13 protein-coding genes are annotated in these 13,568 nt (G+C 72.5%); 6 read left to right on the top strand and 7 right to left on the bottom strand.

From position 1 onward, the window contains the following. From AB0H87_RS26870 to AB0H87_RS26860, 3 genes are all read left to right on the top strand, one after another. On the top strand, positions 1 to 714 hold a 714-nt coding region (locus AB0H87_RS26870; RefSeq protein ID WP_360151209.1), incomplete at its 5' end, for an NAD(P)H-binding protein. A 19-nt stretch (positions 715 to 733) separates the two neighbouring features. Further along, positions 734 to 1,492: a putative protein N(5)-glutamine methyltransferase gene (locus tag AB0H87_RS26865; RefSeq protein ID WP_360151211.1), complete on the top strand. Its 759-nt coding sequence runs from the start codon at positions 734 to 736 to the stop codon at positions 1,490 to 1,492. A 64-nt stretch (positions 1,493 to 1,556) separates the two neighbouring features. Next, complete coding sequence (locus AB0H87_RS26860) at positions 1,557 to 2,564, top strand: aspartate-semialdehyde dehydrogenase (RefSeq protein WP_360151207.1); 1,008 nt, start codon at positions 1,557 to 1,559, stop codon at positions 2,562 to 2,564. On the opposite strand, the gene AB0H87_RS26855 is transcribed toward AB0H87_RS26860, so the two are convergent. Further along, the gene (locus AB0H87_RS26855; protein ID WP_360151204.1) at positions 2,527 to 3,285 is read right to left on the bottom strand and encodes a helix-turn-helix domain-containing protein; all 759 of its coding nucleotides are present in this window, start codon (positions 3,283 to 3,285) and stop codon (positions 2,527 to 2,529) included. The genes AB0H87_RS26860 and AB0H87_RS26855 overlap by 38 nt on opposite strands. A 36-nt stretch (positions 3,286 to 3,321) precedes the next feature. Here AB0H87_RS26855 and AB0H87_RS26850 point away from each other — a divergent pair, with 36 nt between their 5' ends. Further along, complete coding sequence (locus AB0H87_RS26850) at positions 3,322 to 3,744, top strand: PPOX class F420-dependent oxidoreductase (protein ID WP_360151201.1); 423 nt, start codon at positions 3,322 to 3,324, stop codon at positions 3,742 to 3,744. Here the strand turns inward: AB0H87_RS26850 and AB0H87_RS26845 are convergent. Then, complete coding sequence (locus AB0H87_RS26845) at positions 3,741 to 5,090, bottom strand: pitrilysin family protein (RefSeq protein WP_360151198.1); 1,350 nt, start codon at positions 5,088 to 5,090, stop codon at positions 3,741 to 3,743. The genes AB0H87_RS26850 and AB0H87_RS26845 overlap by 4 nt on opposite strands. Next, the gene (locus tag AB0H87_RS26840) at positions 5,087 to 6,379 is read right to left on the bottom strand and encodes a pitrilysin family protein (protein WP_360151195.1); all 1,293 of its coding nucleotides are present in this window, start codon (positions 6,377 to 6,379) and stop codon (positions 5,087 to 5,089) included. Before AB0H87_RS26840 ends, AB0H87_RS26845 begins: the two co-directional genes overlap by 4 nt. Positions 6,380 to 6,494: 115 nt before the next feature. Here AB0H87_RS26840 and AB0H87_RS26835 point away from each other — a divergent pair, with 115 nt between their 5' ends. Further along, the gene (locus AB0H87_RS26835) at positions 6,495 to 7,898 is read left to right on the top strand and encodes a hypothetical protein (RefSeq protein WP_360151192.1); all 1,404 of its coding nucleotides are present in this window, start codon (positions 6,495 to 6,497) and stop codon (positions 7,896 to 7,898) included. On the opposite strand, the gene AB0H87_RS26830 is transcribed toward AB0H87_RS26835, so the two are convergent. Both AB0H87_RS26830 and AB0H87_RS26825 read right to left on the bottom strand, forming a co-directional pair. Beyond that, positions 7,884 to 8,168, bottom strand: a complete 285-nt coding sequence (locus AB0H87_RS26830) for a GlsB/YeaQ/YmgE family stress response membrane protein (protein ID WP_360151189.1) — start codon at positions 8,166 to 8,168, stop codon at positions 7,884 to 7,886. The genes AB0H87_RS26835 and AB0H87_RS26830 overlap by 15 nt on opposite strands. Beyond that, on the bottom strand, positions 8,165 to 8,563 hold the full coding sequence (locus AB0H87_RS26825) for a YidB family protein (protein ID WP_360151186.1): 399 nt from the start codon (positions 8,561 to 8,563) through the stop codon (positions 8,165 to 8,167). Before AB0H87_RS26825 ends, AB0H87_RS26830 begins: the two co-directional genes overlap by 4 nt. Before the next feature lie 149 nt (positions 8,564 to 8,712). Between AB0H87_RS26825 and AB0H87_RS26820 the strand changes: the two genes are divergently transcribed. Beyond that, a complete protein-coding gene (locus AB0H87_RS26820) occupies positions 8,713 to 11,187 on the top strand; it encodes a penicillin-binding protein (RefSeq protein ID WP_360151183.1) in 2,475 nt (824 codons plus the stop codon). Between the two features lie 21 nt (positions 11,188 to 11,208). Here the strand turns inward: AB0H87_RS26820 and AB0H87_RS26815 are convergent, their stop codons facing one another. Both AB0H87_RS26815 and AB0H87_RS26810 read right to left on the bottom strand, forming a co-directional pair. Further along, a complete protein-coding gene (locus AB0H87_RS26815) occupies positions 11,209 to 12,150 on the bottom strand; it encodes a thioredoxin (RefSeq protein WP_360151180.1) in 942 nt (313 codons plus the stop codon). Then, positions 12,147 to 13,352: an epoxide hydrolase gene (locus tag AB0H87_RS26810; RefSeq protein ID WP_360151177.1), complete on the bottom strand. Its 1,206-nt coding sequence runs from the start codon at positions 13,350 to 13,352 to the stop codon at positions 12,147 to 12,149. Before AB0H87_RS26810 ends, AB0H87_RS26815 begins: the two co-directional genes overlap by 4 nt. Positions 13,353 to 13,568 lie beyond the last annotated feature (216 nt).

Raw genomic sequence — 13,568 nt, 5'->3', positions numbered from 1 at the left:
GTGGAGGCCGAGTACGGCGACGCCGACGCCGCCCGGGCGGCGCTGTCCGGTGTGGACACGCTGTTCATGGTCTCGGCGGCCGAGGAGGCCGACCGGGTGACCAAGCACCTGACGTTCATCGACGCCGCCATCGCCGCCGGCGTGAAGCACCTCGTCTACACGTCGTTCGTGGGCGCGGCGCCGGACTCGACGTTCACGCTGGCCCGCCACCACTACGCCACCGAGCAGCACATCCACGCCAGCGGCCTGTCGCACACGATCCTGCGCGACAACCTCTACCTGGACTTCCTGCCGAACCTCGCGGTCGACGGCGTGATCCGCGGCCCGGCCGGCGAGGGCCGGTTGGCCGGCGTCGCCCGGGACGACGTCGCGGACGTGGCGGTCGCCGTGCTCGGCGAGCCGGGGCGGCACGCCGGGGAGACCTACGAGCTGACCGGGCCGTTCGCGATCACGCTGGAGGAGGCGGCCGCCACGATGACCGCGGTGTTCAACCGCGCGTTCCGCTACGAGGAGGAGACCCTCGAGCAGGCGTACGCGTCGCGGGCCGGCTACGGCGCGCCGGCCTGGCAGGTCGACGGCTGGGTCAGCACGTACACCGCGATCGCACACGGCGACCTGGCCGAGGTGAGCGACTGCGTCGAGCGGATCGCCGGCCACCCGCCGATCGACCTCGCCGAAGTACTCCGTCGCCTGGCGCCGACGGCCGAGGTATAACGCTGCGGTGCGGGAACAGATGATCGTGGCGCGGCTGCGGGCCGCGGGGTGCGTGTTCGCGGAGGACGAGGCCAGGGTGCTGGTCGAGTCGGCGCCCGACCCGGCCCGGCTCGACGAGATGGTCGCCGAGCGGGTCCGGGGCGTGCCGCTGGAGTACGTGGTGGGCTGGGCGGAGTTCTGCGGGCTGCGGGTCGCGATGGCGCCCGGGGTGTTCGTGCCCCGGCACCGGACCGAGTTGCTCGTGCGACTCGCCGCCGCAGCAGCCGCGGCCGACGCGTCCGTGCTGGTCGACCTGGCCTGTGGCTCGGGCGCGATCGCCGCCGCGGTGGCGCACCGGGTCGGTGGGCTCTCGATCTACGCCTCCGACATCGAGCCCGCGGCGGTCGCGGTGGCGCGGCGGAACCTGGCGCCGTACGGGGGCCGGGTCTACGCCGGGGACCTGTTCGAGCCGTTGCCCGCCACGCTGCGCGGTGCGGTGGATGTGCTCGTGGCCAACGTGCCGTACGTACCCAGTGGGGCGGTTGGGTTGTTGCCACCGGAGGCCCGGGAGCACGAGCCGCTGCGGGCGCTGGACGGCGGCGCGGACGGGCTCGACGTGTTGCGCCGGGTGGCCGCTGGGGCGCGCGACTGGCTGCGGCCCGGTGGCACCCTGTTCAGCGAGATCGGCGTCGACCAGATCGACGCCGCCCGGGCGGCGCTGACCGCGGCCGGCCTGAAGCCCGAGATCGTCGCCGACGAGGACCTGGACGCCACCGTGGTGGTCGGCCGGCACGAGTGATAGCCGCCCCACAGGGTGGGAATCCCGGTCGGTCGGCGGCCGCCGCGCCGGTAGCCTCGCGGTCATGAGGATCGGAATTGTGGGTGCCACGGGCCAGGTGGGCGGCGTGATGCGGCGGATCCTGACCGAGCGCGCCTTCCCGGTCGACGAGCTGCGCCTGTTCGCCAGCGCGCGCTCGGCCGGGCGGACGCTGCCGTGGCAGGGCACCGAGATCACCGTCGAGGACGCCGACACCGCCGACTACCGCGGTCTCGACGTCGTGCTCTTCTCGGCCGGCAAGGGCGCGTCCAGGACGCTGGCCCCGAAGGTCGCCGAGACCGGCGCCGTGGTGATCGACAACTCGTCGGCCTGGCGGATGGACCCGCAGGTCCCGCTCGTGGTCGCCGAGGTCAACCCGCACGCGATCGCCGACCGGCCCCGGGGCATCATCGCCAACCCCAACTGCACCACGATGGCGATCATGCCGGTGCTGCGGCCGCTGCACCGCGAGGCCGGGCTGGTGGCCATGGTGGTGGCCACCTACCAGGCGGTCTCCGGCGCCGGGCTGTCCGGCGTGGCCGAGCTCGACGAACAGGTCCGCAAGGTCGCCGAGCGGGCCACGGAGCTGACCCACGACGGCGCCGCGGTCGAGTTCCCGGAGCCGCGCCAGTTCAGCCAGCCGATCGCGTTCAACGTGCTGCCGCTGGCCGGCGCCCTCGTCGACGACGAGACCGAGGAGGAGCACAAGCTCCGCAACGAGAGCCGCAAGATCCTCGAGATCCCGGGGCTGCGGGTCTCCGGCACGTGCGTCCGCGTGCCGGTCTTCACCGGCCACTCGATGCAGGTCAACGCCCGCTTCGCGAGCCCGCTGAGCCCGGCCCGCGCCGCCGAGCTGCTGGCCGACGCGCCCGGCGTGGCCGTCGACGACGTGCCGACCCCGCTCAAGGCGGCCGGCCAGGACCCGTCCTACGTCGGCCGGCTGCGGTCCGACGAGACCGCCGACAACGGCCTGGCGTTCTTCGTCTCCAACGACAACCTGCGCAAGGGCGCGGCCCTCAACGCGGTGCAGATCGCGGAGCTGCTGGCAGCCTGACGTGGTTGCGCTCACCCGCTGACCGGGGCTCGTACGCCGTCGGCGTGAGCCCGGTCAGCGCGCGGAAGTCGTTGACCATGTGCGCCTGGTCGAAGTAGCCGACCTCGACGGCGGCCCGCGCCCAGTCCCGGTCCGGCCCGACGGTGTCGAGCAGGCGCTGCAGGCGGCGGACCCGGGCGAACCGCTTCGGGCTGAGCCCGACCTGCGCGGCGAACCGCCGGCGGTCGGCCCCGGTCGTGATGCCCACGGCGGCCACGGCGAGGCCACGGCCCAGGTCGGCGGCCGCGGCGGCCAGGCCGGGGTCGGGCGGGTGTGCCAGGCGACCGGCCAGCTCCTCCTCGACGAGCCGCAGCGCGGCGCGGGGCGAGGCCGCCGCCTGGAGCCGCTCCCGCAGGAACGTGCGCCCCCAGAGCTCGTCCAGGTCGATCACCGGCTCGTCGAGGGCGTCGACCGGGCCGACGAACGGGTACGCCCCACCGGGCCGGAACGCGACGCAGATCGTCCGGCGCTGCTGCGCGGTGTCGATCTCCAGCGGCCGTGCCTGCGGCGGGCAGAAGCCGATCCCGCCCCGGGTGTGCCGCTTGCCCCCGGAGTGCCAGCTCAGCTCGTCACGGTCGAGGTTGACCACGATCTGCGCGGCGCCGGTGGGCACGGTGGTCTCCCGCCCGTCGGGCACGTCGGCCTCGTAGCAGCCGATACTCGCGACGAACGGCGCCAACATGGTTCCCACTCTGCCACCGGGGCGAGAATGGTGCGCGTGACCGAGGCCTTCCACGAGCTACTCGAATCCCGCGACGCCGGCATCCTGGCCACCCTCCAGCGTGACGGCCGGCCGCACCTGTCCAACGTCAACTACACGTACGACCGGACGGCCGGCACGGTCCGGGTGTCGGTGACGGACCACCGCCAGAAGACGGTCAACCTGCGCCGCGACCCACGGGGGAGCTTCGAGGTGACGACACCGGACCTGGGCCGTTACGTGGTCGCGGAGGGCCGGGCGGCGCTCTCGCCGGTGGCCGCCGACCCGAGCGACGGCACTGTCGACGAACTGGTCGACATCTACCGGCGCATCGCCGGCGAACACCCGGACTGGGCCGAGTTCCGCGCGGCGATGGTCACCGAGCACCGCATCGCGCTGACCCTGCACGTCGAGCGCCTCTACGGCTGGCCGCGACGCTAGATCGCGGCCGGGACCACCTCGCCCAGGTCCGTCGCTTCCAGGTCGCCGCGGATCTTCTCCGCGTCGCCCTCGACGACCAGCGTCAGGCCCGCGGGGTTCAGGTGGGTGGCCGTCGCGTCGGTCACCGACGGCACCGTCGCGTGCAGCAACGACTCCCGCAGCTGGGCGTGGTAGTCGTCCGGCAGGTCGTGAACCACCAGTGTGGACAGCGCGCTCGCATAGGCGCGCGGCGTCTGCAGGCCCACCGACAGCTGCCCCGCCCGCCAGTCGCGGGCCACCGCCAGCTCCGGCTCCGTGACGCCCTCCGCCTGGGTGCGGGCGATCTCGCCGACCGCGTCGACGAGTGCCGGCGCCGTCACGGCGGTCTGGACCCCGGCGCTGACCACGAACCGGCCGAAGCGCCGGGACAGGCCGTACTCGGCGCGGATGCCGTAGGTGTAGCCGCGCACCTCGCGCAGCAGGTGGTTGAGCCGCGACGTGAACGCACCGCCGAGCACGATCGCGCCCAGCGTCATCGGCACGTAGTCGGGGTGCGACCGGTGCGGCGCCGTGTGGCCGAGCCGCAGTGTCGACTGCACCGAGCCTGGCCGGTCGACCAGCACGATCCGGCGCGCCGGCCGGGACACCACCGGGAACGGGTCACCGGACACCGCCGCGGCCTCGGTGGCGCCGGCGAACGCCGCGCGGCCCAGCGCGTCGAGGTCCAGCCGGGACAGGTCACCGACGACCAGCAGCGTGCCCGGCGCGGAGAACCAGGAGCGGTGGAACGCCAGCACGTCGTCGACCGACAGGCCGGCCACCGAGCGCGGGTCGCCCGACAGCGGCCGCCCGTGCCGCACCTCGGAACCGAACAGGTCCGCGCGCAGCACCGCGTCCGCGCGCGGCCCCGGGTTGGCCCAGTAGAGCCGCAGCGACTCGGCCTCGTCGTCACGGACGCGCGCCACGTCGGCCGGATCCAACTTGGGCCGGCGCACCGCCTCGGCCAGCAGCTCCACCGCGGCCGGCAACGCCGAGACCGGCACCTGCACCGTCGCCGAGAACGAGTCCCAGTCGACCGACAGCGACAGGTCGGTGCCGAGCGACTCGAGCGCCACGGCGTAGTCGGCGGCCGAGCGCGTGGTCGTGCCCTCCTCGATGGCCTTGGCCAGCACCTCCGCCACGCCCTCGACGCCGATCGTCTCGCGGCCGCCGCCCGCGTCCAGCAGCAGCGTCGCCACGGCCAGGTTGTGGCCCGGCAGGTCGGCGGCCACCACGGAGCCGCCGGCGACGTCGCGGTGGACCACGGACGGGAACCGGAACGGCCGCGGCGTGCCGGGCTCCGGGCGCTGCGCGATGAGCTGCGTCATGCCACTGCCTCCATGGGCTCGTAAACCAGCGTCACCCGGTCCTCGGGTCGGAGCACGTCACGGGCCACGTCGGCCAGCGCGTCGGCGGTCACCGCGCGCCAGCCCGGCAGCCGCGAGCCGACCAGCGCCGGGTCGCCGAACAGCGTCGTGTAGCGGCTGAGCAGGTCCGCCCGGCCGTCCACCGAGGCCACCGCGGTCCACCACTCGGTCTCCAGCAGCGCCTTGGCCCGGGCCAGCTCCGACTCCGTGACGCCGCCGCTGACCAGCTCGTCGACCACCTCGGCCAGGGCCGCGCCGAGCCGGGCGGCGGTGACGCCGGGGCGGGCCGTGGCGGAGGCGATCAGCGGCGCGGGGGCGTACGCGAGGTCGACGCCGTAGGCCGAGACCGTGTCGGGCTGGGCGAGCCGCGCGCCGTCGGCCAGCAGCCGGTAGAGCCGCGAACCCCGGCCCTGGCCCAGCACCACGGCCAGCACGGTGACCGCGTCGTACTCCGGCGTGCCGTAGGGGTAGGTCCGGTGCGCCAGGTAGACCCGCGGCGCGGGCACCTCGGCCGCCACGACCGAGGAGACCGGCCCGGCCCAGCCGGCCAGCGAGCCCTCGGGCGCCAGCGGCCGCGCGCCGCCGGCGTCCAACCGGCCGAAGTACTTCTCCGCCAGCGCGAACACGTCGGCCGGCGCGGCGTCGCCCGCGACCGTCAGCACCGCGTTGTCTGGCGCGTAGTAGCTGCGGTGGAACGCCTGGAACGTGGCCAGCTCGGCCGCGTTGAGGTCGTCCATGGACCCGATCGTCGGGTGGTGGTAGGGATGCCCCGCCGGGTAGAGCAGCGGCAGCAGGCGCAGCCAGGCGTCGCCGTACGGCACGTTCTCGTACCGCTGCCGCCGCTCGTTCTTGACCACGTCGCGCTGGTTGTCGAGCGTCTCCTGGACCAGCGCGGGGACGAGCCCGCCCATCCGGTCGGCTTCGAGCCAGAGCGCCAGCTCGAGGTGCTCGGCCGGCATCGTCTCGAAGTAGTTGGTGCGGTCCGGGTTGGTCGTGGCGTTCAGCGAGCCGCCGTTGCCCTGCACGAGCCGCATGTGCTCAGTCTTCGGCACGTTGACGGAGCCCTCGAACATCAGGTGCTCGAAGAGGTGCGCGAAGCCGGTCTGCCCTTCGGGCTCGTGCCGCGACCCGACGTCGTACCAGAGGTTGACCGCCACGACCGGTGCGCTGCGGTCCTCGCTGACCACCACGCGCATGCCGTTGGCGAGCCGGGTGGTCTCGATCGGCCAGGGATAACCCGTCTCGGACATGCCGCCGCCTCCCTCGGGTCGGCGGAGCACGTCCGACGTCGGCTGAGCTGACCGCGCTCGCTCCGCTCGCTTCTGGAGTGACGTTATCCGATCGGCGCACCGGGATACTTGCCACGTGCACAGCGAGCCGTATCTTCTCGACCCGTCCCCCGACGGCGTGCACGTCCTCTGGCACACCGGCGCACCGGCCTCCGGCGCGGTGCTGCTCGGCGGCGGGCGGCGCGTCGAAGCGACCAGCTCCGCACTGGTCACCCTGCATGACGACGATGGCGTACGCGCGACCGTGCACCGCCACTGGGCGTACGTGGACGGTCTCGGTGCGGGCCGCACCCCGTACCGCATCGTCTCGGTCCTCGCGGACGGGGCGGTCACCGGGTCGCGCGAATACTCCCTGGCGCCCGCCGCCCCGCCGGGCACGAACGTGCGGCTGCTGCTCTCCAGCGACCACCAGATGTGGCGGATGACCCCGGCCAACATCGCGAAGGTGGCCGAGACGGTCGGGGTGGAGCTCGACGGCGTGCTGTTCGCCGGCGACATGGTCGGCGTGCCGGACCGCGCCGCCGACTGGTTCGACCACCCGACCGGGCGCGGGTTCTTCGCGAGCATGACCGGGCGGGCCGACACGGAGATCGCCGGCCGGCGCTACCGGGGCGCACCCCTGCTGCAGCACGCCCCGCTGTTCCCGGCGATCGGCAACCACGAGGTGATGGGTCGCCGCGCCCGGCACCGGACGCTGCGGGAGAAGTTCGACGATCCCGCGCCGGACGCCTGGGACACCGCAAGCTACGAGGCGCTGTTCCCGGTGCCCGCCGGCCCGGCCGGCCCGCGCTGGTGGGCCAGGACGGTCGGCGACGTGTTCGTGGTCGCGCTGTTCGTCACCCGGGCGTGGCGGGACGCGGTCACCACCTACACCGAGCCGGCCGACCGCCTCGGCGACCCGATGGGCGGCCAGTTCCTGTTCGAGCGGGTCGACGCGGGCTCGCCGCAATACGAGTGGCTGGCCGCCGAGCTCGCCTCGCCGCCGGCCAGGGCAGCCAAGTTCCGGGTCGTGCTGTTCCACCACGCCAGCCACGGGCTGGGCGCACACGCGGTGCCCGCCTACACCGACCCGGTGCCCACGGACGGCGGCTACGCGTACCCGATCGAGCACGACGTCGTCCTGCGCGACCTGGCACCCCTGTTCGGCTCCGCGGGCGTCGACCTGGTCGTCAACGGGCACTCGCACCTCTGGAACAGGTTCCGCGACCCGGCGGGCGTCAACTGGCTGGAGACCTCCAACGTCGGCAACTCCTACGGCGCATTCCCGGAGCGTGGCGACCCGGGCGGCCTGACCCCGGTGATGCCCACGGTCGCGCCGCTGACCGGCCCGACCGGTGCGCCGCTGCCCTACGTGGCCGACAACGACATCACCGTGTTCTCCGTGCTCGACTCCGCCGCGGGCGTCGTCCGCTCGTACCGCTTCGACACCCGCCGGCCGGCCGAGCCCGCGTTGCTGTTCGACGAGCTACTGCTCCAGTGAGCGTTTGGCCGCGTCGCGGGCCGCGAGGCGGGTGAAGATCCAGACGAACAGGATCGCCAGGCCGATCTGGATGCCGTGCCGGATCCAGTCGATGCCGCGGGTCTCACCGACGCCGAGTAAGTCGGCGATCACACCTCCGACCAGCGCCGCGATGAAGCCGATGGTGATCGTGGCCCAGATCGAGATGTACTGGCGCCCGGGCAGGATCAGCCGGGCCAGCGCGCCGATGATCACGCCGCCGATGAGCGCCCAGAGCAGTGTGGCGATCATGCGTGGTCCTCCTTCGTCTCACCAAGCAGGAGTTGGTTGAAGGCTTCCTGGAGCGTCGTGGCGTCGGGCAGTGCGCCGCCGGGGCTGGCCCGGTCGACGAGCTGGGGCAGGACCTCGGCCAGCGTCCCCGCGGCCCGCTTCGTCGGCAGGCCGGCGTCGTCGGCGGCCGCGTCGAGGTTGGCCGCGCCCAGCGCGTCGCGGATCTGCGCGTCGGTGATCTCGCGGTTCGGCCCGGTGCTGATCCAGGACTGCACGTGCTGCTGCAGGCCGCCCTGCTGGAGCTGGTCGAGCAGGCGGTTCAGGTCGAGCCCGTCACCCGCCCGGGTCAACACGCTGAGCAGCAGACGGCGTACCCGCTCGTTCTGCGCCAGTTTGGTGATCTCGTCCAGGTCCATCCCCGCTCCATATCCGGCTTTTGCCCCGTTTATATGGAGGCTAGGCCGCGTGTCGCGCCGGTGGTGACCGGATTCACGCATCCCCACCCGCAACCGCCAGGCCGATTGACGCGTCTGGTCCAATACACGCCAAACAGCCCGGGGGTCCCATGCGCGCGCACGAAAACAGCCGGTTCCGCAACGTGGCCACGCTGGCCGCGGTCGGTGTGCTATCCGGCGTGATCGTGGCGGCCGCCGCCTTCCCCCTGGCAGCGGCGTCCGGGCTGATCGCCAAGGCGGGCGCGATGTCCTTCGACGAGCTGCCCGCGAGCTTCACCGTCAAGCAGGCACCCCAGGCGACCCAGGTGCTCGCCCGCGACGGCCGGACCCCGCTGGCCACCTTCTTCGACGAGAACCGCAAGGACGTGCCGCTCACGGCGATCGCGGCGACCGTGCCGCAGGCGCTGGTGGCGGCCGAGGACCAGTCGTTCTACCGGCACAACGGCGTGGACGTGCGGGGCCTGGCGCGGGCCGTGGTGGTCAACAAGACGACCGGGGCGCAGCAGGGCGGCTCGACCCTCGACATGCAGCTGGTCCGGATGCTCGCCACGTACGCCGCGACCGACCCGCAGCAGGTGGTCGAGGCGACCGAGAAGAGCACGAGCCGCAAGATCAAGGAAAGCCGGCAGGCCCTCGCGCTCGACAAGGAGCTGGGCAAGAACGGCGTCCTGGAGCGCTACCTCAACATGGCGCCGTTCGGGCACAGCACCTACGGCATCTACGCGGCCTCCATGTACTACTTCGGCAAGACGCCCGACAAGCTCAACCTGTCGGAGTCGGCGCTGCTGGCCGGCGTGATCCGCGCGCCCAGCGACTACGACCCGATGGACGAGGGCCTGCGGGCGCAGACCCTGGAGCGCCGCGACTGGGTGCTCGACCAGATGGTCAAGACCGGTGCGGTCACCTCGGCGCAGGCCACGGCGGCCAAGGCCGTCCAGCTCAAGTTCGTCGGCAGGACGCCGAGCAACGGCTGCACCGCGGCCCGGCCCAACGACTACGGCTTCTTCTGCGACTATTTCCAGCGCTGGTGGCTCCAGCAGGAGGCGTTCGGCAGCACCACGTACGACCGGGAGCGGCGCCTGCGCGGCGGCGGCTACCGGGTCGTCACCTCGCTGGACCCGGCCGTGCAGAAGGCGGCCCACAAGAACGTGACCGAGCAGCTCGGGGCCGAGCACAAGGAAGCGCTGATGGTGGCCGCGGTCGAGCCGGGCACCGGCAAGGTCCGCGCGCTGGCCACCAACCGGGTCTACGGCATCGACAACCCGTCGAAGCCGAGGAACAAGCCGCACAGCAACCCCAAGGAAGCGCAGCGGGGCGTACGCGGCACGTACCCGGTCACCACCAACCCGCTGATCACCGGCGGTGGCGGGGTCAACGGCTACCAGGCCGGCTCGACCTTCAAGATCTTCGCGGCCGTGGCAGCCCTGCAGAAGGGCATGCCGATGGCCACCGAGATCAACGCGCCCCAGCAGTACCGGTCCGGCTACTACGCCCCGCAGGGTGAGCCGGGCAGCTGCTCGGACATCCCGCGCTACTGCCCGACCAACGACAACTCGGGCATGGCCGGCCGGCACGACATGTGGAGCGCGTTCGGCCGCTCGGTGAACACCTACTTCGTGCCGCTCGAGGAGCAGGCCGGCGCGTACAACACCATCCAGGCGGCGAAGGCGCTGGGCATCCGGTTCCTCGCCCCGACAGAGGCCGAGCACGCCAACAACAAGGAGGCCGCCGACACCTGGGGCTCGTTCACCCTGGGCGTCTCGGCGACCACCCCGCTCGACCTCGCCAACGCGTACGCGACGCTGGCGGCCGACGGCAAGCACTGCGATCCCACGCCGGTCGAGCAGATCGTGGACTTCGAGGGCGCCAAGATCGACGTGGGGGCGCCGCACTGCAACCAGGGGGTGCCCACCGAGGTGGCCCGGGGTGCGATCGACATCGCCCGGTGCCCGGTCGGCGACCAGTCCGCGTTCGGCAAGTGCCGCGGCGCGACGGCGCCGGGCGTGCACGGCGTCGTCGACCACCCGGTGGCCGGCAAGACCGGCACCACCGACAGCGACCGCACCGCCTCGCTGGTGGTCACCACCACGACGCTGGCGGTCGCCGGGATCATGGCGGACCCGGACTTCCCGGAGACGCCCGAGAACATGGACCACAACAAGATCAACCCGGCGGTGTACGAGACGCTGGCGGACGCGATGAAGGGCAAGCCGCGGGTCGACTTCCCGGCGCCGTCGAAGGAGACGGCGTACGGCAACCAGAAGTCGATCCCGGACGTGTCCTGCGACCGGATCGACGAGGCGCAGGCCCGGATCCAGGAGGCCGGCTTCAACGTCAAGGTCGACGACGCCCGGGTGCCGTCGACCTGCCCCGAGGGCACCGTCGCCTACAGCGACCCGAGCGGCCGCAGCTCCGAGGGCGCGATCGTGACGCTGAAGATCAGCGGCGGCTCGCCGCCCCCGGCGGACCCGACCGACAAGCCGGACAACCCGAACGGCGGCGGCCGCCCGAACAACGACGGCCGCCCGAACAACGACGGCCGCCCCGGCGACAACATCATCGGCCAGCTCTTCGACGGCAACTGACGGCGTCTGCGCCTCGGGGCCTCAGCCGAAGGTGAAGGCGTACGCCTCCGCGCCCGGTTCGCTGAACGTGATCTCCAGGATCCGTTCGGCGATCGGGCCGGGCTGGCGGACGAGCTGGTAGAGCCGGCCCTCCCGGAGCGCACCCACCCCTTCGGGGTCGACGTCGACGCCGTGCGCCGGCCCCGGCTTGGCACCGTCGAGGAACACCTGGAACGGGATCGACCGCCCGGTCGGGTTGGCCAGCACCAGGTGGGCGTCCCGCGCCTGGAACCGGAACGCGATGCTGCCGTCGTCCCCGGCCAGCCGGACCTTCTCGCGCTCGATCGTCCACTCGCCGTCCAGTCCCCACTGGTTGGCCGGCAGGTAACCCGGGAACGCGTAGTCGCGCCGCTCGTCGAGCGCCGGCCCCGCCGAGGCGAACCCGCCGCCACGCCCGTAGCCGAGGTAGGTCTCCGGCGTGCGCAGCGTGTCCCAGTCGGCCTCCGCCTCGACGCCGCTACCCTCGACCGCGCCGGTGACCAGCTCCCGGTCGAGGCCGAGCAGGCGCTGCAACGACTGCTCCGACTCGACGTAGCGGCCCTCGCCGAAGTGGTGGTCGCGGATCACGCCGTCCCCGTCGACGAAGTACAGCGCGGGCCAGAAGTGGTTGTCGAAGGCGGTCCAGACCCCGTAGTCGTTGTCCACCGCGACCGCGTACCCGATGCCGCGCTCCTTGGTCGCCTGCCGCACGAGGTCGACGTCGTGCTCGAACGAGAACTCGGGCGTGTGCACGCCGACCACGACCAGCCCGTCGTCGCGGTACGCGCGGTCCCAGGCGCGGATGTAGGGCTCGGTGCGCAGCCAGTTGATGCACGTCAGCGTCCAGAAGTCGACGAGCACCGGCCGGCCGGCGAGCTCGCCGGGACCGAGCGGCTCGGAGTTGATCCACTCCGTCGCGCCGGCGAGCGTCGGCATGGCGGTCATGACCGCAGCGGCCGCAGGCCGTTGCGGACCTCGGCGGCGAACAGTTCCGGCTCCTGCCAGGCGGCGAAGTGGTTCCCGGCGTCGACCTCGTTGAAATAGATGAGGTTCGGGTACGCGCGCTCGGTCCACGACCGCGGTGCCTGGTAGAGCTCGTGCGGGAACACGCTGACCGCGGCCGGCGTCCGGACGCCCTTGACGTTGAAGAACCCGACCGCGCTCTCCCAGTAGAGCCGGGCCGACGAGATGCCGGTGTTGGTCAGCCAGGCCAGCGTCACGTTGTCGAGGACCTCGTCCCGGCTGAGCATGCCGACGGGCTCCTTCTGCACGAACGCCGCCGAGATGTCCTCGTAGCTCTGCTGGTCGTGGTCGATCATCCAGGCCGCGAGCGCGACCGGGGAGTCGGCCAGCCCGTAGAGGGTCTGCGGGTGCAGTGCCATCTCCAGCGCGTACCCGATGCCCTTGGTGTAGAGGAAGCTCAGCTGGTCGTAGGCGCGGCTCTCCTCGGCGGAGAGGTCGGTCGGCTTGGGGTCGCCCGTGCCGAGCACGTTCTGCGTCATCACCCGGAAGACGTCGTCCGGCACCGTGGCGGGCATGTTCGAGTGGATGCCCAGCAGCCCGTCGGGTGCCTGCGCGCCCATGAGGTCCGTGATGATCGCGCCCCAGTCCCCGCCCTGCGCCGCGAACCGCTGGTAGCCGACGCGGTTCATCAGCGTCACCCAGGCCCGGGCGATGTGTTCGGGTCCCCAGCCGGTGGTGTCCGGGCGCCCCGAGAACCCGTAGCCGGGCACCGACGGGACGACCACGTGGAAGGCGTCCGCGGCGCTGGCGCCGTGCGCCTCCGGGTCGGTGAGCAGGTCGATGGTCTGCAGGAACTCGACGACGGAGCCGGGCCAGCCGTGGGTGAGGATCAGCGGCATCGCGTCCTCGTGCCGGGACCGCACGTGGATGAAGTGGATGTCCAGGCCGTCGATCTCGGTCATGAACTGGGGCAGGTCGTTGAGCCGCGCCTCGATCCGCCGCAGGTCGTAGTCCGACATCCAGTACCGCGCGAGCTCCTGCATGGTCTCGAGCTGTACGCCCTGCGTCAGGTCAGGCACGGTCTCGCGCTCGGGCCACCGGGTGTTGTCGATCCGGTCGCGCAGGTCCTCGAGGTCGCGCCCGGGGATCGTGACGGTGAATGGGCGGATATCGGCGGCGGACATGCGGCGTCTCCTCTCCGTTCCAGGCTCACTGGAGGGGAGCGAAGGGCCGTTAGCCCTTTAAACCGCATTAAACAGTCCAAATGCCCCGACTCGGGCGGGCCAGCTCTTGACGATTGGCGGGATCGATGTCGACCCGACGAAACCCACGCTAGAGCGCTGCCCACGGCGATGGGCCGAGAACACGAAACACCGCCCCCGGGCAGAGCCCGGGGGCGG

Origin of the sequence: Asanoa sp. NPDC050611, assembly GCF_040654855.1 — a bacterium.
Classification (GTDB): Bacteria; Actinomycetota; Actinomycetes; order Mycobacteriales; family Micromonosporaceae; genus Asanoa.
This window is presented reverse-complemented; position numbering and strand designations above follow the sequence as displayed.

What these genes read in the sequence shown, in the direction of transcription:
- AB0H87_RS26865 (WP_360151211.1), top strand. Translation starts at nt 734, where the DNA reads ATGATCGTGGCGCGGCTGCGGGCCGCGGGGTGCGTGTTCGCGGAGGAC.
- AB0H87_RS26860 (WP_360151207.1), top strand. Translation starts at nt 1,557, where the DNA reads ATGAGGATCGGAATTGTGGGTGCCACGGGCCAGGTGGGCGGCGTGATG.
- AB0H87_RS26855 (WP_360151204.1), bottom strand. Translation starts at nt 3,285, where the DNA reads ATGTTGGCGCCGTTCGTCGCGAGTATCGGCTGCTACGAGGCCGACGTG.
- AB0H87_RS26845 (WP_360151198.1), bottom strand. Translation starts at nt 5,090, where the DNA reads ATGACGCAGCTCATCGCGCAGCGCCCGGAGCCCGGCACGCCGCGGCCG.
- AB0H87_RS26840 (WP_360151195.1), bottom strand. Translation starts at nt 6,379, where the DNA reads ATGTCCGAGACGGGTTATCCCTGGCCGATCGAGACCACCCGGCTCGCC.
- AB0H87_RS26830 (WP_360151189.1), bottom strand. Translation starts at nt 8,168, where the DNA reads ATGATCGCCACACTGCTCTGGGCGCTCATCGGCGGCGTGATCATCGGC.
- AB0H87_RS26825 (WP_360151186.1), bottom strand. Translation starts at nt 8,563, where the DNA reads ATGGACCTGGACGAGATCACCAAACTGGCGCAGAACGAGCGGGTACGC.
- AB0H87_RS26820 (WP_360151183.1), top strand. Translation starts at nt 8,713, where the DNA reads ATGCGCGCGCACGAAAACAGCCGGTTCCGCAACGTGGCCACGCTGGCC.
- AB0H87_RS26815 (WP_360151180.1), bottom strand. Translation starts at nt 12,150, where the DNA reads ATGACCGCCATGCCGACGCTCGCCGGCGCGACGGAGTGGATCAACTCC.
- AB0H87_RS26810 (WP_360151177.1), bottom strand. Translation starts at nt 13,352, where the DNA reads ATGTCCGCCGCCGATATCCGCCCATTCACCGTCACGATCCCCGGGCGC.